The organism is Mucilaginibacter sp. P1_A3, from assembly GCF_056406855.1.
In genome coordinates this window covers 130,095-151,384 of the sequence record NZ_JBFTZJ010000003.1, presented here as the reverse complement: position 1 = coordinate 151,384, position 21,290 = coordinate 130,095, and the positions used below count along the sequence as shown (strand labels likewise).

The 21,290-nt window shown below is 41.8% G+C and carries 25 protein-coding genes; 11 read left to right on the top strand and 14 right to left on the bottom strand.

Annotation, left to right across the window (positions count from 1 at the left end; translation table 11 throughout):
* Nucleotides 1-565: 565 nt before the first annotated feature.
* From AC1D0K_RS07340 to AC1D0K_RS07330, 3 genes are read left to right on the top strand one after another with little or no spacing between them, the layout of a single operon-like run.
* The gene (locus tag AC1D0K_RS07340) at nucleotides 566-1,387 is read left to right on the top strand and encodes an SDR family oxidoreductase (protein ID WP_477390365.1); all 822 of its coding nucleotides are present in this window, start codon (nucleotides 566-568) and stop codon (nucleotides 1,385-1,387) included.
* Nucleotides 1,384-2,301: a helix-turn-helix domain-containing protein gene (locus AC1D0K_RS07335; RefSeq protein ID WP_477390367.1), complete on the top strand. Its 918-nt coding sequence runs from the start codon at nucleotides 1,384-1,386 to the stop codon at nucleotides 2,299-2,301. Before AC1D0K_RS07340 ends, AC1D0K_RS07335 begins: the two co-directional genes overlap by 4 nt.
* Nucleotides 2,302-2,311: 10 nt before the next feature.
* On the top strand, nucleotides 2,312-2,653 hold the full coding sequence (locus tag AC1D0K_RS07330) for a nuclear transport factor 2 family protein (protein WP_295711534.1): 342 nt from the start codon (nucleotides 2,312-2,314) through the stop codon (nucleotides 2,651-2,653).
* A 77-nt stretch (nucleotides 2,654-2,730) separates the two neighbouring features.
* Here the strand turns inward: AC1D0K_RS07330 and AC1D0K_RS07325 are convergent, their stop codons facing one another.
* The 4 genes from AC1D0K_RS07325 to AC1D0K_RS07310 all read right to left on the bottom strand — a co-directional run bounded on the left by AC1D0K_RS07325 (nucleotide 2,731) and on the right by AC1D0K_RS07310 (nucleotide 5,233).
* Nucleotides 2,731-3,741: a saccharopine dehydrogenase family protein gene (locus tag AC1D0K_RS07325; protein WP_477390369.1), complete on the bottom strand. Its 1,011-nt coding sequence runs from the start codon at nucleotides 3,739-3,741 to the stop codon at nucleotides 2,731-2,733.
* Nucleotides 3,742-3,744: 3 nt separating this feature from the next.
* Entirely contained in the window at nucleotides 3,745-4,074 is a 330-nt protein-coding gene (locus AC1D0K_RS07320; protein WP_295711527.1) for a nucleoside triphosphate pyrophosphohydrolase family protein, read from the bottom strand.
* Nucleotides 4,075-4,192: 118 nt separating this feature from the next.
* Nucleotides 4,193-4,771 carry a TetR/AcrR family transcriptional regulator gene (locus tag AC1D0K_RS07315; RefSeq protein ID WP_477390371.1) on the bottom strand — a complete coding sequence of 193 codons (579 nt, stop codon included), beginning with the start codon at nucleotides 4,769-4,771 and terminating at the stop codon, nucleotides 4,193-4,195.
* Between the two features lie 102 nt (nucleotides 4,772-4,873).
* Nucleotides 4,874-5,233 carry a winged helix-turn-helix transcriptional regulator gene (locus AC1D0K_RS07310; protein ID WP_295711523.1) on the bottom strand — a complete coding sequence of 120 codons (360 nt, stop codon included), beginning with the start codon at nucleotides 5,231-5,233 and terminating at the stop codon, nucleotides 4,874-4,876.
* 107 nt (nucleotides 5,234-5,340) lie between these two features.
* On the opposite strand from AC1D0K_RS07310, the gene AC1D0K_RS07305 reads away from it, so the two are divergent.
* The 7 genes from AC1D0K_RS07305 (at nucleotide 5,341) to AC1D0K_RS07275 (ending at nucleotide 10,314) form a co-directional block, all read left to right on the top strand.
* Nucleotides 5,341-6,096 (top strand): SDR family NAD(P)-dependent oxidoreductase, encoded by a 756-nt coding sequence (locus AC1D0K_RS07305; protein ID WP_477390373.1) that lies wholly within the window; start codon nucleotides 5,341-5,343, stop codon nucleotides 6,094-6,096.
* 33 nt (nucleotides 6,097-6,129) lie between these two features.
* Nucleotides 6,130-6,600, top strand: a complete 471-nt coding sequence (locus AC1D0K_RS07300) for a nuclear transport factor 2 family protein (protein ID WP_477390375.1) — start codon at nucleotides 6,130-6,132, stop codon at nucleotides 6,598-6,600.
* Between the two features lie 141 nt (nucleotides 6,601-6,741).
* The gene (locus AC1D0K_RS07295) at nucleotides 6,742-6,873 is read left to right on the top strand and encodes a hypothetical protein (protein WP_477390377.1); all 132 of its coding nucleotides are present in this window, start codon (nucleotides 6,742-6,744) and stop codon (nucleotides 6,871-6,873) included.
* 164 nt (nucleotides 6,874-7,037) lie between these two features.
* A complete protein-coding gene (locus AC1D0K_RS07290; protein ID WP_477390379.1) occupies nucleotides 7,038-7,619 on the top strand; it encodes a Crp/Fnr family transcriptional regulator in 582 nt (193 codons plus the stop codon).
* Between the two features lie 117 nt (nucleotides 7,620-7,736).
* Nucleotides 7,737-8,615: an NmrA/HSCARG family protein gene (locus AC1D0K_RS07285; RefSeq protein ID WP_477390381.1), complete on the top strand. Its 879-nt coding sequence runs from the start codon at nucleotides 7,737-7,739 to the stop codon at nucleotides 8,613-8,615.
* 4 nt (nucleotides 8,616-8,619) lie between these two features.
* Nucleotides 8,620-9,495 (top strand): pirin family protein, encoded by an 876-nt coding sequence (locus AC1D0K_RS07280; RefSeq protein WP_477390383.1) that lies wholly within the window; start codon nucleotides 8,620-8,622, stop codon nucleotides 9,493-9,495.
* Between the two features lie 354 nt (nucleotides 9,496-9,849).
* Nucleotides 9,850-10,314, top strand: coding sequence for a hypothetical protein (locus tag AC1D0K_RS07275; protein WP_477390385.1), 465 nt, complete (start codon nucleotides 9,850-9,852; stop codon nucleotides 10,312-10,314).
* 198 nt (nucleotides 10,315-10,512) lie between these two features.
* Here AC1D0K_RS07275 and AC1D0K_RS07270 read toward each other — a convergent pair whose 3' ends face one another.
* The 3 genes from AC1D0K_RS07270 to AC1D0K_RS07260 form a co-directional block, all read right to left on the bottom strand.
* Nucleotides 10,513-11,271, bottom strand: a complete 759-nt coding sequence (locus AC1D0K_RS07270) for a hypothetical protein (RefSeq protein ID WP_477390387.1) — start codon at nucleotides 11,269-11,271, stop codon at nucleotides 10,513-10,515.
* 119 nt (nucleotides 11,272-11,390) lie between these two features.
* Entirely contained in the window at nucleotides 11,391-12,671 is a 1,281-nt protein-coding gene (locus tag AC1D0K_RS07265) for a sensor histidine kinase (protein ID WP_477390389.1), read from the bottom strand.
* On the bottom strand, nucleotides 12,671-13,345 hold the full coding sequence (locus tag AC1D0K_RS07260) for a response regulator transcription factor (RefSeq protein WP_295711507.1): 675 nt from the start codon (nucleotides 13,343-13,345) through the stop codon (nucleotides 12,671-12,673). Before AC1D0K_RS07260 ends, AC1D0K_RS07265 begins: the two co-directional genes overlap by 1 nt.
* 275 nt (nucleotides 13,346-13,620) lie before the next feature.
* Between AC1D0K_RS07260 and AC1D0K_RS07255 the strand changes: the two genes are divergently transcribed.
* Nucleotides 13,621-14,286: a cytochrome b/b6 domain-containing protein gene (locus AC1D0K_RS07255; protein ID WP_477390391.1), complete on the top strand. Its 666-nt coding sequence runs from the start codon at nucleotides 13,621-13,623 to the stop codon at nucleotides 14,284-14,286.
* A 42-nt stretch (nucleotides 14,287-14,328) separates the two neighbouring features.
* On the opposite strand, the gene AC1D0K_RS07250 is transcribed toward AC1D0K_RS07255, so the two are convergent.
* From AC1D0K_RS07250 to AC1D0K_RS07220, 7 genes are all read right to left on the bottom strand, one after another.
* The gene (locus tag AC1D0K_RS07250) at nucleotides 14,329-16,797 is read right to left on the bottom strand and encodes a TonB-dependent receptor (protein WP_477390393.1); all 2,469 of its coding nucleotides are present in this window, start codon (nucleotides 16,795-16,797) and stop codon (nucleotides 14,329-14,331) included.
* 80 nt (nucleotides 16,798-16,877) lie between these two features.
* On the bottom strand, nucleotides 16,878-17,696 hold the full coding sequence (locus AC1D0K_RS07245; protein ID WP_477390395.1) for an AraC family transcriptional regulator: 819 nt from the start codon (nucleotides 17,694-17,696) through the stop codon (nucleotides 16,878-16,880).
* A gap of 22 nt (nucleotides 17,697-17,718) precedes the next feature.
* Nucleotides 17,719-18,408 carry a VIT1/CCC1 transporter family protein gene (locus tag AC1D0K_RS07240; protein WP_477390397.1) on the bottom strand — a complete coding sequence of 230 codons (690 nt, stop codon included), beginning with the start codon at nucleotides 18,406-18,408 and terminating at the stop codon, nucleotides 17,719-17,721.
* A 26-nt stretch (nucleotides 18,409-18,434) separates the two neighbouring features.
* Nucleotides 18,435-19,658: a DUF3570 domain-containing protein gene (locus AC1D0K_RS07235; RefSeq protein WP_477390399.1), complete on the bottom strand. Its 1,224-nt coding sequence runs from the start codon at nucleotides 19,656-19,658 to the stop codon at nucleotides 18,435-18,437.
* Nucleotides 19,659-19,672: 14 nt separating this feature from the next.
* Entirely contained in the window at nucleotides 19,673-19,900 is a 228-nt protein-coding gene (locus AC1D0K_RS07230) for a DUF4266 domain-containing protein (protein ID WP_477390401.1), read from the bottom strand.
* A 3-nt stretch (nucleotides 19,901-19,903) separates the two neighbouring features.
* Nucleotides 19,904-20,860, bottom strand: coding sequence for an FAD:protein FMN transferase (locus AC1D0K_RS07225; protein ID WP_477390403.1), 957 nt, complete (start codon nucleotides 20,858-20,860; stop codon nucleotides 19,904-19,906).
* On the bottom strand, nucleotides 20,847-21,284 hold the full coding sequence (locus AC1D0K_RS07220) for a thioredoxin family protein (protein ID WP_477390405.1): 438 nt from the start codon (nucleotides 21,282-21,284) through the stop codon (nucleotides 20,847-20,849). The genes AC1D0K_RS07225 and AC1D0K_RS07220 overlap by 14 nt, the downstream gene beginning before the upstream one ends.
* Between the last annotated feature and the right edge of the window lie 6 nt (nucleotides 21,285-21,290).

Genomic DNA, 21,290 nt, shown 5'->3' with positions numbered 1-21,290 from the left:
ATTATTTATGAGAATAAATAATCAGCCGAAAATAACAGCCTTTCGAGAAAATTAATAACGCTGACCTCACAGTCAGAACGATAGTCGATCAATCGTGGCTGACAAAGGCTCTTTACCCGGAGCGAATTGTAAAGAATGAAGAATTAATCCTATAAACTATTTGCGTTTTCAATTAATGTTCGAGCACTTACAATTGCCTCAATATCATGATGAAAGTTAGAACTTTTGCCGCTTCCCTACTTAAGGAAACACCACTTCGTGGTTGTTTCCTTTTTTTATGCCAATAAAATTCTGTGATCCAAACCGTTACGACCTGGTCATTTTTAGTTCGAAATTTACTGACGAAGTCTTTAGCCTTTTATTCCATATAGTCTAAAAAGCGCGTTGAAAAGTGTTTCCACGCCATTTTTTCAAGGTTCGAATTTCCCTTAAGGTACCTATCGAACCATTTCAACTGATAAATCAAAATTCAGCTATTCTTCATTTCGGTTATAACACCGTCCGATTCGGTTATGATCACGCTTTTGTAACATCGCAAATTTGTATCACACAAAAGGAAAGCAACATGAAAACTATTTTGATCACCGGCGCATCGGCCGGATTAGGCAAAGCAACCGCCAAATTATTCCAGGCTAAGGGATGGAACGTCATTGCCACGATGCGGTCACCGGAAAAAGAAACAGAACTCAATCAATTAACCAACTTAACGCTGTTGCCGCTGGATATCACTAATAGCGAACAGATAGTAAAAACCGTGCAGGCTGCATTGGAGTCTGGTGATATTGATGTAGTATTTAATAACGCGGGCTACGGTTTGATCGGGCCGGTCGAATCGCATACAGAAGAACAGATCCGCGCGCAATTCGACACGAATTTCTTTGGTAACCTGGCAGTTATCAGGGCATTTATCCCTTATTTTCGTCAGCGTAATAAAGGATTGTTTATTAATACCACTTCGCTTTGCGGTTTGGTTTCCAATCCGCAATCGGCGATCTACAACGCTTCAAAATGGGCCATGCAAGGCCTGGCGGAAAGCCTGTCCTATGATCTGGCCCAATTTAATATCGGTATCAAGAACGTAGCACCGGGCGGCATTAAAAGTGATTTTATGAAAGCCATGCAGGTAACCGAGGATAAGGCCTATGAAGCTACGGTGGCCAAAATGACCGAAGGTTTTCAAGATGGAACGTTGATGGAATTTACGGACGCTGAAAAGATTGCCGAGGTGGTTTATCAGGCAGCTACGGATGAAAAAGACCAGCTAACTTACCCGGCCGGGAATGACGCGGTGCGTCTTTATGCCAAACGCCTGGCTGAAGGCCCTGAAGCTTACCGTATCGGTTTGACAAAATACCTTAACTTGCAGAGCCCATACCCACAAGCATGAAAAGTGTAAGTAAACAACCCGTTGTATTCACTTCGATCTCGGAACTGCACCGGGCGTTGGGTTTACCCAAACCCCTGCATCCGCTGATCAGTCTGGTAGATTACAGTAATATTACGGTGGATACAGTCGAACTGGAAAAAGGAATGCTGTTCAATTTCTATAAGATCTCTTACAAGAAGAATTTTAGCGGCAAAGTAAAATACGGCCAAAACCATTATGATTTTGATGAGGGCGGCTTATCCTTTATCTCACCGAACCAGGTGATCAGCGCATTGGAAGGAGAAGCTGATTACGGGGGCTACACATTGCTGATACACCCTGACTTTATCAGGTCGTACCCCTTGGGGAAAAGCATCAAAAACTATGGTTTTTTTTCCTACGCAGTCAGTGAAGCTTTATACTTATCAGAGAAAGAGAAGCAAGTCATCGTCGCTCTGTTCAGGAACATCGAAATGGAACTTGACTCGGCAATCGACCAGATCAGCCAGGACGTACTGATATCACAGGTGGAATTATTACTGAACTATAGTAAACGCTATTATAACCGGCAATTCATTACCCGTAAAACAGCCACCAGTGATCTGATGGTTCGTTTTGAAAGTTTACTCGCTGATTATTTTGACACCGGCAAGCCCTTAACGAATGGCTTGCCGGCGGTTGATGAACTGGCGGCAGCACTAAATGTGTCAGCACATTATCTGAGCGACATGCTTCGTTCGCTGACCGGCCAAAACACCCAGCAGCATATCCATGCTAAACTGGTCGAAAAAGCAAAAGAATTGTTGAGCGCAAGTGAATTAAGCGTTGCTGAGATCGCCTACCAATTAGGCTTCGAACACCCGCAATCCTTTAACCGCTTGTTCAAAAGCAAAACCAAATTTTCACCGCTTGCTTTCAGGCAGTCTTTAAATTAAAAAGCTTTTTATGAAACATTCCGAACTTGAGCAGATCGCTCAACAATTCATAGCTGCGGCCAACCGCTTTGACACCCAGGCTGTCCTTAACCTTTTCGCTGCGGACGCAGTGATCGAAGATGTTTCCGTGGGTGATAAATTCGAGCATACAGCGGGGATCAAAAATTACTTTGTGACCTTTTTCATCGGTTATCACACGTCAACCCAATTGCTATCATTGGAATATTCCGGACCAGATAATGTTTTGGTCAAAGTGGATTTTACCGGGGATTTCGGCCATGAGACCGGAGGCCTGGATATTCGTGTCAATGAAGCGGGACTTATTGAACATATTGATGCTTATTTAGATTAGTCATATTGTAACTATCAGTATGAAAAACACCTTACAGCTCATCGCTGTAAGGTGTATTTGTTTAAGGTAATTGCATGCTATTGTTCCAGATCAATCACTTCAACATCAGTCAATGAAGAAAGAAGGTCCTGCCCATAGACAGATCCCGGCGATTGAAAGCCTGCTTTGTACCCGCCCTTAAGTACACGGGATGCAACCTCTATCGCGGAAGTGACCGTTGGCATGTACCCAGAAGGCATTTTCGCCAAAGATCTGACCATCTTTCCGTCTGCGCCGGTGATCTCAGCAACGATCATACTTACCCTTTCAGCTATATCCGCGCTCAATTCACCATTTTGGATCTTTACGGTTTCGGGATCGGGTGTATTTGCGGGCAGGGCCATCTGAAAATATTCTTCGATATTGGGAATGCCGGTCGATCTGTAGCATAAAACGACACCGCCAAGAGGGGTCGGAAAGCAATCTTCCGGTCCGTCGCCAAAATCAAAAGCAGCAGAGGGCGCTTCTATCAGCTTTTCGATCTTGCCATCTTTACGCACCAAATATCCGGCATTGATAATATTGGCACTGCTGGCGATGGAGCCGGGTGTAAAACCTCCCGAATATTTGAAGGCCACGCGTAGTTTCACCGGTTCATTTACTCTTTTGGCTGTGTGCATTACCAGCGGGTCGTAAGTTGCAAAAAGTCCTGCTCCTGAAAGTATCATTATATCCGCGACTTTAGCCTTCTCATCCTTTGTTTCAGCAAGACGGTAAATATCCACTTCTGCGGTGATGTCTATATAATGCACGTTGAACGTGATACAAGCTTCCATGGCCAGTTCAGCCGTTTCGCTAAACGGACCTGCAATATTCAGCAAAGCGGTTTTACCTGCGAGTGCCGCCCCCCATCCGCCATGATCATTAACCGGAAATACATGATAAGAGACATTGAGCTCACCCGCCAATACGGCCAGCTTATCCTTACTTCGTCCCGCGATCTCAAAATCAAGTCCTCTTCGTGCGGCTTCATGACAGATCATGGTACCGGTATAGCCTGTGGCACCGTAGATCAGTAGCTTTCCCATTTTTTCTTTTATCGTGGTCATGTTTTATTTCTTTAAGAGTTTTTCTGTTTTTGAAAGGAAGCCTTCCAGTGCAACATTAATATCTATATTCATACGGCCGGCCAGGATGATCAGCCACCAGATGCTTTCTCCCAATTTGTGTGAAAGTTCCTCATTCGTCGTATCTCCCTTTGGCCAGCGCTCTTGTTGCGACATGGTTAACCTGCCCACCAGACCTGCATCTGTTAAAAATGCCAGAGCATCCTCTTCAATGGTCCATTCACTGCCGTGGTGTTCTTTTTCAAGTTCATGATACTGCTTCCTGATCTGTTTTGACCGGGAAATTACCTCTGTGAAATTCAGTTCTTTGCTCATTTGAGTTGTTTAAAGGGTATGCGTGTGGACAATTTATTATCGCTTATTTTAGAACACTTGTTACAAAATAAGCGCCTATTTGTGTTGCTCTATTAATAAGCACATAGGTAAAACGGTATTACTTTGATATTTGACCGATCAAGTATTTAGCCATTTTTTTGATCTTGATCGGGTCTTGATGGATAATGTAGGACTCGTGCCAGCCGGTAAAATTGTTAAGGATAAAATCGGCAAGGGTGTTCGCATCAGCATCAGCAGGGAGTTCTTTTAGCTCAATCGCTTTTTGGATAAGACTTGTCAATAAGCCGTACGTAAATTCATGGTCTTCGCGGAGAATGGACTGCAACTCCGGATCGGTTGCGGCTACTTCGAAAGTGGTTTTTATAGCTAAACAACTGTTAGCGCTATAAAGGATCGTATGTACAGCACCCTCAATAAAACTAATAATGGCTTTTAATGGTGACCTCACTCTGCCGGCGCTGTTTTGTGCTTCAATCGCCCGGGTTTGTGTGTAACTGCGAATGCATTTGATGAACAGCTGATGTTTATCACCCATTGTATTATAGATACTGCTGATCTTGATATTCATCGCCTCGGCCAGATCTCTTATAGAAGTGCCGCTGTAGCCTTTTTTCCAAAAAACCTCCATCGCTTTTTTGATTGCTTCTTCTTCGTTAAATTCTAAGTTCCTTGCCATTTCTCCTGCAAACCTAAAATTATTTTAGAACAACTGTTCTAAAATAATGTCATTTTATTCACTTATGTAAATTGAGGCTCCCCAGAAATAAATGTAATAAACCTAACGGCCCGTGATCTTGTGCCGGTGTTCCGTTCCCCAATCGGCAAGTGCCTGAATGATCGGTTCAAGTGTATGCCCGTAGGGCGTTAGTTCATAAGTCACGGTGATGGGTTTTGTTGTGTTGACCGTCCGTGTGATCATTCCGTTGATCTCCAGGTCCTGTAATTCTTTTGAAAGCATCTTTGCGCCAAGCCCGTTGATCCGGTGCTGAAGATCGGTGAAATTCTTTTTACCATATAACAGAACACCCACCACTTTGATCTTCCATTTACCGCTGATCAGATCGAGTGTATCCTGTATGGCAAAAAGTATTTTGGAACAATCTGCCTCTTCTTCATATATCGTTTTGGTCTTTCCCATGTGCTGCTGTCTGAACAGGGAACCCGCTTTACTTCAGGAAACCCATAACATAAGTAAAGTTAGGGGTATCTACCTTTGAACCATCATTTATTACAGATTTAAATAAAATGGAATTAAAACTCAAAGATAAAGTGGCGCTGGTGACCGGTGCTTCCAAAGGCATAGGCGCCGGGATCGCCAAAGCATTCGGTAAAGCGGGCGCAACAGTGATCGTAAATTTTGCCTCAGGTGCAAAGGACGCCGATCAGGTTGTTAATGAAATCGTATCAGCCAGCGGAAAGGCTTTCGCCATTCAGGCCGACCTGAGCAGCTCAACCGATATCACACGCATGTTCGATGCGGTAAAAGTGAAATTCGGACCTGTTGATATCCTGGTCAATAACGCCGGTGTCGCAGTTTTCGAAATGCTCGACGACCTGACTGAGGACGCTTTTCACAAACAGTTTAATCTGAATGTGATGGGTTATTTGCTGGCAGCGAAGGCTGCTGTAAAACAGATGGATCATGGCGGAAGCATCATTAATATCAGCTCTATTTTAAGCACGGATCCCTACCTGGCATCAAGCGTTTATTCAGCAACCAAAGGTGCTGTGGATACCTTGACAGTAGCACTGGCCAGGGAGCTTGGCCCTCGTAAGATCAGGGTAAATTCAATACTTCCGGGCCACACCAATACACCGGCCACCGCCGGAAATTTTGAGGGCGAATTTGGCGAAAAACTGATCGCGGGAACACCCCTTGGCAGATTTGGCGAACCGGAAGATATCGCCCCGCTTGCTGTCTTTCTTGCTTCCGAAGATGCACATTGGGTAACAGGTGAATCTATCAGAGCATCGGGCGGTGTAAGAGGCGTTGGCTATTAAACATCTAAAAATTCATATCTAAAATTTAATATAATGAAAAATCAAATAATAAACTTTCAGGAAACCGCAGACAAATTTGCGGTAGTTGAAACCCTCTACCGCTTCGCTGCGGGCATTGACCTGCGTGATAGCAACCTTCTTGCATCAGCTTTTGCGGAAGACGCAATATCTGATTTCGGGCCCGCCGCAAGAAAAGCCGGCTTCGAATATCCGGTACTGGAAGGACGAGATGCCATAGTTGCTGCACTTACAGGCTCACTGGCAAATATTGACACCACCCATTCGGTGAATAACCCAAGGGTAGTTATTAAAGGCGACAAAGCGGTGATGGATGCGCTTGTAGAAGCACAACATTTACCCTCGAACGATCATTCCCGGCATTATCTCATGAAAAACAGATACGATGTGGAACTGATCAGGCAAGAAGATGTTTGGATTATTCAGCGGGTTACAATAGATAATGTTTGGCGCTCAGGAGATCCATCGGTTCTTACGGATATCTAATGAAGTTGATCGGCAGGTGATAAGTAATTCGAACCGTTTTATTGATCAACTAAATAAAACGGTTCGAGCCACTTTTATACCCATTGAAAGTTCGAGAATTGTCCAGTGCCCTTCTCGAACTGTTTTTCAAAACGCCATTCTATGCAAATCCTCAAAGAAAAAGTTCGTGAATTATCCAGTGTGGGCTTCATTTCAAGTAAAACGCCTCAAGTCGAAAGATTTGAGGCGTTTTTTTGGGAACTACAGGTTAATGATGCAGTGAAAACAGGCTGACCATAAACAGGTAAAACTGTTTAAAAGACTAATCTTCTTATTGATTTGTTTTTTGATAAACTTTACTTTTGTTACCGGTTTACATTTGCTTTAAAGCGAGTACTGGTATTAGCAAAGTGAAATATATATTTGCACTGGGTTCAATTTAATAATCATGAAAATCAATGCACGAAAACTTATTAGCATACATCAACGAACACGCTACCTCGCCACTTACAAATGATGAAGAAGCATTAATTGCAGCGACTTTCCACCCCAAAAAGCTCAGGAAAAAGCAATACTTTTTGGAAGAAGGCAATGTGTGTAAATACGTTGGTTTTATTGTAAAAGGTGCAATGCGACAATACAGCGTAGATGACAAAGGTGTGGAGCATATTGTACAATTATACATTGAAAATTATTGGGCAAGCGACCGTGAAAGTGCGGTCATGCTTACTCCATCAAGATATAATATTGATGCCTGGGAAGATACCGAACTACTCATTGCTACAGTAGCAGGCATGCTGGATCTGATAGAAAAAGTACCTTCATTTGGACAAATGACAAGATTAATGGACCAAAGAAGTTTCATCGTTTCTCAGCGAAGATTGAATTCAACCATTAGTAATACAGCAGAAAAACGCTATGAAGAATTTGCCGATAACCACCCTCAATTTATTCAACGATTTCCCCAGCATCTCATTGCTTCTTTTTTGGGCATAACTAAAGAAACGTTAAGCAGAGTTAGAAAACAAGCAAGTAAATAAATTCTATTTTAATTTTTGGTTTTACAAAAGCGTTGATAAATATCAACGCTTTTTTTTATCATTTCTCATCGTTCCAGGGCATGCTGTTGCTGCAATTTTACATCATAAAACAAACAGATGAAAAAGCAAACAATAGTAGTAATTGGAGCAACAGGGGCACAAGGTAAGGGTATTGTAAATGCACTTGTAAACGAAGGCTCTTTTAATGTGAAAGCAATAACCCGTAATCCGGAAAAATATACAGGCAAGGCAAACGAAGCAGTTTATGCAGATCTAAAAGATTTGCCATCATTAAAAGATGCTTTTACAAATGCTTATGGCGTATTTGTGGTAACCAACTTTTGGGAAGGTGCCGACGAAATCACTCAAGGTAAAAATGCCATTGAAGCGGCAAAAGCAACGGGAGTACAACATTTTATTTGGTCAACACTTCCGGATGTTGAACTCATTAGTGAAGCAGGATTTGAAGTACCTCATTTTAGTGGCAAAGCTAAGGTGGATGATCTGGTGAAAAGTGCAGGGTTCAAATATGCAACATTGGTTCAGCCACCGTTTTATTTTCAAAATCTTGTTGGAATGATGGGACCACAGCCAAAACAAGATGGCACAACTGGCTGGACACTACCGATTGACCCAACAAAAAAAGCGATTCACATGTCGGACATTAATGACCTGGGAAAGGTTGTCGCTGGTGCATTTTTGCAACCCGAAAAAGTTGGAAACGGTAATTACCTTGCCCTGGCAACCGGGTTGTACAGTTTTAATGATATCATAGAAGCCTATAAAGCCAATGGCAAAGAGTACAGCTTTTCACAAGTGCCAGCTGAAATATTTTCCACTTTTTTTGAAGGGGCAAAAGAGTTAGCAGAGATGTTTGGGTATTTTGAAAAACACACCTACATGGGACCTGATTCAACATCACGAATTGAGTTGGCAAAAGAAACTGCCACCCACAAATTTGTGCCGCTCCAGGAGTGGCTGAGTAAAAACAATTAAGAAAATGAAAAAGAAAACGAGTTTCGCAACAAAAGGCAATCGTACTGCAGTCGGCCTACTATCTATCCAACGAATGTTACCTAATCGGTATGCTAACAAAGTTGGCCCGTTTGTGTTTTTAGATTATGTTGTCCCTGTTGTTAAAGAAACTATAACCCAAAATGGTATGGGAGCACATCCTCACCGGGGCATTGCAACATTAACTTATATTCTTCAGGGCGAAGTAGAGCATTTTGACAGTGCGGGAAATGAGGCGATAATTCATTCAGGAGGTGCACAATGGATGAAAGCAGGTAATGGAATAATCCACGATGAAAATTTAAATTATGACTCCCAAACAGAGAGCAAATTTATCCAGGGTTTTCAATTTTGGATAAATCTACCTGCCAAAAACAAAGCTGAAAAGCCTGCTCATATCGCTGTACAAGATGGCGAAGTCCCCAAAAAAGAATTGCCGAATGAAAGTGGTTGGTTAAAGGTTATTGTTGGCAGCTATGAAGACTTGAGTTCGAAGATCCCGACTTATTCTGAGCAGTTTTTGTATCATATTCAATTGAAAGCAGGTAAAAACCTTTCGATAGAAATCGAGAACGATATAGAAGTTGCTGCTTTTCTGCCCACGCAAAATGCGATGCTAAACGACACCGAATTTCAAAAAGGAGAGTTTGTAGAATTTGATCGAAGTGCAGGAGAAATTGAAATAAAAAACACTTCTCCAACAACAATTGATATCCTATTATTTGGTGGCGAAGAATATAAAGAACCTGTGGTAGCAGAGGGCCCGTTTGTAATGAATTCACAGGCAGAAATAGCAATTGCCTACCGGGATTTTTACGCAGGAAAATATGGAAAAATAAAATCCACAGCGAAAACAGATTAGTCTGGTTGGGCTACCAAACAGGCGAAAGCGGCAAAATCCAAATTTAATTCTGGCATGTCGCTTTTTATTACTCATAAGTTATTGAAAATAATTAACATAGAAAAAACACGAAATTTATTCGAGGGGTTCGAACTTCCTCTTTTTTTTACTAAAAGTAAAACCGTCCGGAAACACTAATGACTGGATCTTTTGCTTACATTGACCCGTCAACCTCAGTGGAATAACAATGGAGCCATTAGTAAGCAAGACGTTTCCCGCCATCAGAAAAGTGATTTCCATCACCTAATAACCAATTGATTATCATTTAATTAAAAATAAAAATAAAGGAGATTTACGTCAGATAAGATCAAAATCATGAAAAAGCTACATTTATTTTTATTTATACTAACAATGACGACAGCTGTTACTGTTAGTGCGTGGGGCCAAACCAAAAAAGACACGACATTTAAAATCTCCATTACCGACAAGGGATGGATACGAGACTACGGTGGCACCAAATTGGGGTATATCGATAAAGACAACATCGTGCGCAACAACAAAGGGCAAAAGCTTTACTTTATTGATGGGAGCGGTAATGTGATTGATGCCAATGGTAAGAAATTGGGTATGGCCAAGAAAAATGGGGCCTATTACAATATCAATGGACAGAACATTCTTAACACGAAAGACATTGATAAAGAAAAATGTGCCATTTTAGACCCTAAAGGACATAATTTTGGAACCGCTCATATGAACTATAAGTTACATGCGTGTGCTGCACATTGTTATTTCTTAGAACAGCAAAAGAAAAAGGAAGAAGCAAAAAAAGCAAAGAGCTAACACTTTGGTGCTATCAAGATACTTGGGCTGGGCTTTCTAACGGATACCCAGCTTTTTTATTAACGCCGGGCTATATCAATCTAAACGGCGGGCGGGTTGTTAAACAGCAGCGTACTTTTATAGTAAACCAACCTTAACGAGAAGTTCAAGTCTCACGAAAGGCCAGATAACAAAATTGTCACAGACTATAAATCTTGTCTAAAATCTCCTCCCTATAATAATTTTAATGATAGCTCTATCTGCATTTTGCGTAAAACCATAGCCAACGCCACCGTTAAATTCCCAATTAGGGTCAAAATTCAAATCTGTCGCTACAAACAACTGATGATCCTGCTGTTTGAATGTGTCATAATGAAAAAACGGGCCGGTGCTGCCATAATACTCTAAGCCGAGGGCAACAACTTTAGTCACGTCATAACTGCCTTTAACATTAGGCGAAAAGATAAATCCCCTGTTCTCATCCGGCCCTTTAAAGCTTTTCTCCAGGGTTGGGTTAACAGAAACATATAATTTATTCCATTTTTTATCAACTATAGGTCTTATTTCCAGTGTGCTTGTATTTGCCGAGAATGCACTTTTTTGAAAGCCAAATTCGGTTGAAATACTTACACCAACTGGCCAGTTCCAGCTCAACGGCGCAGCAACTCTTGGCCTGATATGGGAGCCTACATAAGCGGTACGCCCGCCATCGCCTATCGAATTAAAAAAATAAAAACCGGTTTCGAACCAGGGGGTCCAGCCATGGGTTATCTCAATCGTTTCATGTTCTACGTGGTTTGTCGGAAGCTCGCCATTAGCTACTGTCTTACTTCCGTTGATCGTGTAATTACTGTGCAGTTCCACCATGGTTTTACCCTTTTCAACTGTTTCAGAACCATAAACCTGGATCTCATAATTGTCCTGTGCTTTAAGTTTCAGGGTAGAAAACGCAAGGATAAGTACGCATAGATATTTCATTGATATTCGGCTTTAAACGTATGCAAATCGCATTCGCCTTAAAACTATTGTGATAATCTGAAGCAAAATTGTAGTTGGTCGCTAAATTTGAATTGTATAACAAAAGTGACAAAACAGGATCATGATAATCCCTGATCAGCAACAGTTTTCTTAAAAGAGAGGATAAACCCGTGCCATCCGGATTCATATTGGTAGCGGATGGTATAGCCATAATGCTGGCAGATATTTTTAACCAACGTTAATCCAAGGCCGGTGCCTTGTGATTCCTTACCCTTTTGAAAACGTTCAAAGATCAGATGCTCATCTAACGGATGGCCAGCACCGGTATTCTTAATACACAATTGATCTTCGGTCAATTCGATACTAATAACGCCACCGGGATTATTGTGTCTGATGGCATTACTGAACAGATTATTTAATAAAATATCAATCAGGTATTTGTTGGCTAACACCTGCCTGGGCTGCAGATTGGATTTAAACGAAAGATTTTTTGTTTGCATCAGTTCCTGAAACTGCAGCATTTTTGCGGGCAGCACATCCTCAAGGCTAATAGGCACCTCATCAGCGATCAGTTTATTTTCCAATTTTGCCAGCAATAATAGAGATTGATTAAGCCGGCTTGATTTATTGATCGAGCTGTAGATGTCAGTAATCTGTGCCAATTGTTCAACACTTAAGGTTTCATCCTGTATCAGCGTATCCAGCTTGGTGGTCACTACAGCTAAAGGGGTCATCATTTCATGGGAGGCATTCTCTGTAAATTGCTTCAGGTTAAGGTAATCATAGGTTACCCTTAAAGACATCTCCCGGATGGCTTCGTTAAGTTCAGCAAATTCGTCCACCTTACTTGCCTTTCCTTTAAACTGGTTAACATCTGCAATGTTGAATTGCTTTATCTCCTTTAATGTGAGTTGAAATGGTTTCCAAAGGCTATTGAGAAAATATTTATTGATAATAAAAAGCACCAATAACAAACCTGCCAGCAGGGCAAGGGTAATAATGATGATAATCTCTATAAGGTATTTTTGGCCAGCCCTGGAAATGGTAATAATAACTTTGTAATTGGTATCCTTTAGCTTAACAAGGTCCTCAACTGCACGTCCAGCCTCCTTCCGCTGCTCCTTGGGATTGAAATAGATAGTATCAAAAAAGCGTTTCTGTAACTCCTGCTCATTAGTTTTGATAAACACTGCATGATCTTTGTCAAGGTCATACTGTTGCGGGTTTTGATTACTGCTCCTTACATATTCTTCTGCTTCTGTCAATTGCTGTTGAAGTCCCTCGTTCAGCTGTTGCTGGGCAATGTAATTAATAGCAAAATAATAGATGACCGCCCCAGTCAATAATACGCTGAGGGTGATGTAAATACTCGTCCTGGTATAATGTGCCGATAATTTCATTAACCAATAAATTTATACCCAAGCCCGTAAATGGAAGTTAAATAGTCTTTGCCGCCCGCGTCCAGTAGTTTCCGGCGAAGATTTTTGATGTGTGTGTAAATAAAATCAAAATTATCATGCATATCCATCTCATCACCCCACAGGTGCTCGGCAATGGCATTTTTGGAGATAACCTTACCCTTGTTGGCAATAAAATACAATAACATATCATATTCCTTCCTGGTCAGGACGATAGCGGTTTCGTTAACTTCCACCGTCCGGCCCAATACATCGATCGATATCTCATTAAATACCAGTTTATTATTGGTATTCAATGCCTTTCTGCGGTAAACTGCCATAAGGCGAGCCTTGAGTTCTGCTAAATGAAAGGGCTTGGTCAGGTAATCATCGGCACCAACATTCAATCCTTTTAATTTATCATCTAACGAATTTCTGGCAGAAATGATCAACACTGCTTCATTTTTCTGATTGGTTCGCAAGTACTCCAGAACACCAAAACCGTCTCCGTCAGGCAGCCCGATATCCAACAGAACGCAATCATAGTCATAGTCTGATAGTTTCTGTAGTGCAGGATTCAACGCGCTACAGCTTTCGCAGATATTGCCATCTACATTCAAATAGTTGGTGATGTTCTCACGTAAACCTTGCTCGTCTTCTATTACCAGTATTTTCAAAGTGCTTTTTATTCAAATATAACCACCGAAATTGAAGACAACCTGAAGTATATGCGACCTGTTATTTTATGAATCGGGTAACAATAGCGCAACTACAGATTTGCTTCATATTTATTTGGTAATTTACAAACAATTCAGCCGCTATTTACGATAAATAGGGTACTCAAAAAAGAAAGCCCGATATTTTATATTAAAAAATACAATCACGATCATCCGCTTAAATCTGATTAACATTAAAACATACTTAAGCCAAGCCTGTACTAATTAGAACCAATATGGCAACAATCGAACCTGTCCGTAAAGACGTCCAGCATAACGGACATACAAAAAAATATTCAACTTCACTACGCGTATGGCACTGGGCCAATACTATCGTTATCAGCGGTTCATTAATCACGGTATTAATCAATGCAACCATTACGGATGACGGCGTGGTATCAACACTGATTAAAGATGAGTTAAAGAACGCCGGCACCACAGTAAGCGATAAGCAGGCTGGTTCTGTTGCACATGCGCTTAGCGATAGTGTCTGGAGCATACACACCTATTTTGGGTATGTATTGGTTGGTTTATTTTTATTTCGCTTAGTTTTTGAGTTTTTTCAGTTGGCCGATCAAAAATTCATTCGTAAAATGAAAAGCATTTACCGGCAATTCCAATCTACAAAAAAGGAAAGGGAGTTGGCAAAACATGAACTTACGGTAAAAGCTATTTATGCTGCATTTTATATTCTGCTCGTGGTTATGGCTGTAACCGGTTTATTTTTGGCATTTGAAGACTTGTTGGCACCTTTCAAATCCATCAGACACAGCGTTAAAGAGGTTCATGGCTTTTGTATGTACCTGATCATTGCTTTTATCTTTGTTCACCTGGCTGGTGTTTTTTTAGCCGAACGCAAGGATAATAAAGGTATCGTCTCTGATATGATCAATGGGGGGTAAAGTGTAGTTTAAACGAAGCTATTATTTTGTAACCTTTCTTTATTAAAACTCTTTGTCACCTGTTTCGCTGGTGGGTAATTTTAATTTACTGGTAATCCTGTTTAAACTAAAACTAAGGTTGAGCAGGAGTATATCTGTTTCAGAGATGTAATTTGTTGTAGTGTAAAAATCAGGCCCGGCAGTAGTAATACGCTGTTTGTTTGCGCCTAATAACCCCATGTTCATGTTTTGCCATAGCAGCGATGCAGACAGACGCCCTTTCATGAATGTTTTTTTCACAGAGGTATTCGGTACAAAAAAACGTCCATCTTCTCCCTGGGCTGTTGGCCTTTTAGAAAGATAGTTCACGTTAGCTTGCAAACTAAGCGTTTTGCTGAGTTGAAAGCTGGTGTTACCATTAACCGAATAGGCCCACTTTGTATTAGAGATGATAAAAGGCTCATTTAAAATGGCAATATTACCAAGTATTTTATAATTATACAGGTTGCCGCCAAGATAAATGCTCCACCATTTAAAGGGCGATAAATTCATTCCCGCCTCCAGTCCTAATAACTTGGCGCTTCCGGCATTGGTATACACCCGGTTCAGGATGGTATCGGCATACACACTGTTGAGCCGTTGTATGGGGTTTTTAATATGCTGGTAATATAGTGTGGTAAAAAAGGAGCCTTTGGTAAAACTCCGGTTCATACCCAACTCGGCCAGGTCAATAAATTCCGGCAGCAGGTCGGGGTCGCCCTGTTCCAGTGTTTCTGAATGTTCGCGCTCGGGTATAGGGTTTAATTCTAAATTGCTATTACGCTGTACCCGCCTGCTATATCCCGCCTTGAGGTTCCAACCCTGGTTGATGTGATACAGCAAACTGGCGGAAGGAAATATATTGGACAGATTCAGGATATGAGGATTGAGGTCATATGACAAGTTAACCGTGCGTGCTGCATATTCATAGCGCAAGCCCCCAACGTATTCCAGCTTTTGTACTTTGCCTGTATATTGACTATAAAATGAATTGATATCATTTTTAGCGTGGGTACTGCCGCTAAACCTGTCCAGATCGGGTTGCGAGGTGGCCGGTGTTACAAAATAATCAAAAATACCATCCTGGGTATCATGCCTGAACTGGTAACCGCTTTCCAGTTTCCCCATGCCAAGGGTTACACTATAATCAAGTTTTAACCGGTAAGCATTGATGGGTCTTTTGTAAGGGTTATTTACATATTGTATGGTGTCGGTTGTATTTGGATATTTTAAATTTCGATTTTGAGTAGCCCCGTACAAGTTATCGTGCTCATACAGCAAACTGGCTATCAGGGTTGATTTATTGGTGAAGGTGTGGGCATAATCAATATTCCCCAGATTAAAAGCGCCTTCTTTGGTTTGTAGGTTTGAGTTATAATAGGTTGTGCTTTTGATAGGTGTATTGTTGCTGAGGTTTGAAGTGGTGTTGCTGTACAGCAGGTCGGCCAGGCGCGCCTGGTATCTTTTGCCACTGTACAATCCCACCGATATCACATTGTTCGGGTCGGCAGTATAACTTACGGATGCCCTTCCGGCATAATTATACCGGTCGAAACTTCTTTCTCCGTTAGATGGGAAACGGGTGATGGTATTGTTGGTGAAATTTTTTGTATAAACGTCACCTTCCCGATAACCTGCATTATCATTCCGGGTATAATTACCCCCCACCGAAATATCCCACTTATTTTTTCTATAGTTAATGGTGGCATCGCCTCCAAAGCGTCTCGGCTTCTCCAGGTTGCCATAGTAGGTTGTACTGGGCAGCCCACCCTGTGCATTGGCTGTAAGTGTAAGGCCATCAGCCGTACCCTTTTTAGTAACTATATTGATGATGCCGCCCCGGCCATCCGGATCATATTTAGCTGATGGCGCCGTTATCAGTTCAATATTATCTATCACATTGGCCGGTAACTGTGTTAGCACGGTTTGTGCATCGGCCAAAACAGGTTTACCGTTGATGAGAACCATGAAGCCCGCTGAGCCACGTACACTAATGTCGCCCTCGGCATTGACAGCAACAGATGGCAAATTTTTTAATACGTCAATAGCTGAGCCGCCTTTGGCAGACTCAAACTGCCAGGCTTTATAGCTTTGTTTATCAATTTTATTTAATGCTGTTATTTTCTGGCCAGAAACAGCAACCTCATTCAGCATTTTACCCGAGGGATTGATCTGGATATCGCCTAAGTTCAGTTGCTGACTGTATAATATATTGATATCTTTCAGATATTTAGTTTCATAGCCTATAAATACAACTTTGAGGCGATAGCTGCCTTGTGGTATTTTGGCAAACTCAAATTCGCCATTGGCCCTGGTTACCTGGCCGGCAACCAGTGTGGAATCTGTTGTTTTGAATAGGGCAACACTCGCATATTCAACCGGCAATTTGCTTTTGGCATCCATTACATTACCTTTCAAAATCGCTCTCTGCGCAAATGAATGGGTATAAGAAAAAAACAAGATGAAACAACCGAGTAGTAAACGTACTTTCATGATAGCATGCAGATAGCACCTGTAAAAGTAGAGTTTACCGCATGTTGATCACGGTATAATACCTATCATTTGCGGTATAATTAAACTGTTTTGCCTGCCGATGTCAGGGCAAGCTCCCGGTACTGGCCCGGTGTTAAATTGGTATTGAGCCTGAAAAATTTAACAAAGTGTGAAGTATCAGAAAAATCAAGAACGGCGGCAATTTCTTTGATAGACAATGGAGTATTGGATAACAACGTTTTGGATTCTAAGAGGATGCGCTCATTTAACAACATGGAAGGGGTTTTACCTGAAGCGTTCTTACAGATCATATTTAACCGGGATGCTGGCACGTTTAACAGATCGGCATAATCCTGTATCTTTTTTATCTGTTGGTAGTTTTCATTAACCAGGCTTTTAAATTGGTAATAAACAGCATTAAACGCTGCATCTTTTTGGGGTAAGGCATTTTCCCTCTCTGCAATCTTTAACAGAATCAGTTGTAAATAAACCTTAAGTATAGTGAGTGATGTACCGGATTGATAGTCCTGGTGAAATCTTTTTACCAACTCTAAAAGCGTATCACTATTTGCAGGAATTAAGTGTGAAGGTAAATGATAAACAATCTCCAAACCTTCCCTGTTCAGCAGCTCCTCTCTGAACAGGATAACAAAGCCTTTGGGTATCCTGGAAAAATCCCAGCAGTGCGTTTGTCCAGGCTTTAAAAAATAAACAGCTGGGGGCAATACTTCGAATGTGCTATCATCAATGGTATGAAATCCCGAACCTTGACTTAATATGATCAGCTCGAAGTAACCAACATGTTTATGCGGCACAGTGGGCTTGATCACTTCCTTAAACGGGCTGATTTTTAGAACCTGATTTGATGCAATTTTTGTTTTAACAGGAATGGCATTCATATTTACACTAAGTTAGCAGGCTTTATTTTCCGGTAATTAGCTTAGCCATCATGAAAGCAGCCCCAGCGGCAAGTGCGCCAATTACAACTACTTTGCATGCCCCGGTTAATGCCGGTTGGCCCGTCATCTTACTTTTAAAGTAACCAAAGATAAATAAGCAAATTAATGTAAGTCCACAAGAATAAAAAAGAGCTTCCTGAGCGTGGCTAATAAGAATGTATGGCGTCAGGGGGATAATGCCTCCAACAATGTAGGAGATACCAATAGTAACGGCACTTTTTTTTGCCCGGTTGGCATTGGGCTCTTCCAATCCCAATTCATAGCGCATCATAAACTCCACCCATTGTTTTTTGTCTTTTGTCATTTCATCAGCAATTTGATGCTGTAAAGTTTCCGAAAGACCAAAGCCTGCAAATACTTCTCTCACTTCTGCCTTTTCCTGTTCAGGCAGGCGCTCTACTTCTTCATATTCCCGCTTTAGTTCAGACTGGTAATGATCTACCTCTGTTCGCCCGGCAAGGTAACCACCCAAGCCCATGGCTATAGAACCCGCAAGGATCTCCGCGATACCCGCGGTGACCACGAGGCCCGAAGAACTGATGGCCCCGCTTAAACCTGCCGCTAAAGCAAAAGGGACTGTTAACCCATCAGACATACCGATCACGATATCTCTGATGGTTTCTGAACTGGTTACATGGTGCTCGTGATGCATTTACACTTGTTTTATTAACGAATATATTATTTGAACTTCATGGCCAGCGTTACAATATTTGAATTCAATCCGGTAGAGCGCATGTAGTGGCCTGCCCTAATCTCCAGCGAATTGAAATGCTGCCAACCAAACACACCTGTAGGCGGAGACAACCTTATATTGGCCCCAACAAAATTGCTATGTAATGTAGACAGGTCATAATCGCTGGTGTAATATGTATCGGTAGGATTATGCTGCCCATAAGGTGCAAAATAGCGTGTACCCTGCTGGTTATTATACCGGTAATAAGGGCTCACCGATACAAATGAAGTTAGCTTAATAGGTATTTCCAGCTCTGCAGTATGAGCCCGGATACCCCAACTATCCATATAGTAACGGTAAAACGTCCGGATCACAAAATGATCATCCAGGAAATAGTTAAATCGTACGGCTATGGGGAGTTTATATCGATTACCCGGAAGGCTTTCTACCCGTTCAGAGCCATCGGTAAAATAATCACGCTGGTATTTGGTGGCCAGCAAACCATGCTGATAAGATGGCTCGATGATCAGTAAAGCCTGAAGCCGGGGCGTTAGCACCTGTGAAACAGAAAACGACGTACTGAATGAATTACGCGGACTATGGTCAACAGAACCTCGCCCGTCGCGGTCAGATCCTGAACCATATCCTGGCGGTCGCAGTTCAACCGGTAAAATTACTTTCCAGGTATCAAGAAAAACCTGTCCCTTAAAATCAAACTGGGTATTTTTATCCTTAGATACCCGGGTAAGATTTATACCCCCACCAAAAGACTGATAATCAAACTCATGCGAATAAGATCCGGTTAATCCGAAAGCGTTGCCGGTTTTGTCGTTTGAAACGGTCCAGTTCAATGATGGGTATACTCGGGTATCCTGCCTGGAGGCGGAGGAAATACTGTTCGGATCTATTTTATCTGATGATGCAGAGGTGTAGTGATCTACCCCCAGTTCGAAAGTAAAAGTATGTTTTTTGCCACTTACGCCATATTTTGAAAGTTGCAAATCAAATGTATTGGCAAAATCAGTTAAGTTTTCGGTGCCGATGCCTCCGGTTACTGCAGAGTTGTTACCATTTTGGTGGTAATAAGCCGAAATGATATTGATCTCTTCAATTTTAAGCTTCCGTGCTTCATAATTGCTACTATCCTTAACCGGTAAAGTTTTAGTTTGCGCGTGCGAAGCAACAATCCCTAAATATAGGGCAGCCACACATAAATATATTTTTCTCATATCAAGCCGCGTTTTTAGTTACATCCGCAGCCACCGCCGCTTTTACCACCATTGGCTCCCGAGCCACCTTCTCTGTATAATTGAAAACTTTGTTCAAACTTCTGCGATTTACGGGCAGACAACTCCATTTCGGCATCATTCAGGCGGTTTTTTTGATAAGCTTTTACAGACATACATGACGATAAGCCGAAGACTGGTAAACTGGCTATGAGTATTAATTTAATCAGGGGTATTTTTTTCATCTGCTAATTTTTAATGTTAATATTTTTGGAGGTATAGAGTTGATTATCGTCATCAATGATTACACAAGCAAGCTGTTGCAATTGGTTTACCAGGTTAAGTCCTACATGAACCCCCATAACTGTGACGGGTGTGGCCATTGCATCGGCAAACTCCGCGCTGGGGCAAATAATGCTTACACTCTTAATTCCGCTTACCGGAAAGCCGGTTTTTGGGTCAATAGTGTGCGAATATTTTTTACCATTGATGATGACAAACTTTTCATAGTTACCGGATGTAGCAATAGCCATATTGCTGATATTGAGTGTAGAGAATGGCGTCATTCGCTTATCCGGATCGGCAATAGCAATCGTCCAGGGGTTGCCGTTGGGTTGCATTCCCCAGGTAATCAAGTCGCCAGCTGCGTTTACTATCCCGCTACTTACTCCATTTTGCTGTAGCACAGCTTTAGCGCGATCGGCCGCATAGCCCTTTCCTATTCCTCCAAAACCAGTGCGCATACCTTTCTCTTTGAGCATAACTGTGGTATTTTCGGCATCCATGATTACATTTCTGTAATTAATAAGGCGTACCGCTTCCCGGGCAGTTTCTGCAGCCGGCAAGCTTTTCATGTTCACATCAAAATTCCAAAGGCTTTTATCAATAGAACCATAAGTAATATCAAACGCTCCCTGGGTAAGCTCAGATATTTTCAATGAGCGCTCTATCAGCTGGTATACTTCAAGATCAACCTTTACCGGCCGGATACCCGCAGCCGCATTAATCTGGTTAGTTTGGCTATCATCGCTGAAGGTGGTCAACAGCTTTTCAATCCGGCTAATCTCGGCAACAGCCATATCAATACAACTATCTGCCCAATCCTGGTTATCGCCTACAACACTAATCTCAAACCGGTTCCCCATCAACTTCAGTACCCGCTTGTAAGCGGTTGTTGCCTTTTTAATGGTTTCAATGGCTGGCATTTGCAGAAGATTGGATTTGGCTAATAAACTGGTCGGCAGTTTCATCGGGATATCCATCCCATTCTTTTAATACTTTACCATGCTCATCAATCAGCAGCGTAAATGGAAACTTGCCGTCGGGATTATATTTGTCGGCCAGCGCTTCGTTCAGTTTTACCTGTTCTTTGCTCAATTGATTTTTCTTTTGCCGCGGAAAATCGGCACGAACCAACACCAGGCGATCTGTAGCAAAATCATTGAATTTTTCCGATTCCAGAATTTCCTTCCTCAAACGAATGCATGGGCCACACCAATCTGATCCGGAGAAATTAACCAGGATAAGTTTATGTGCTGCTGCTGCCTCAGTTTGTGCTTTATTGAAATCACCCAGCCATGTGGCGGTGCTGGTTGTAAACAAGAAAAGAAAAATTGTTAATAGCTTCATTTTTAT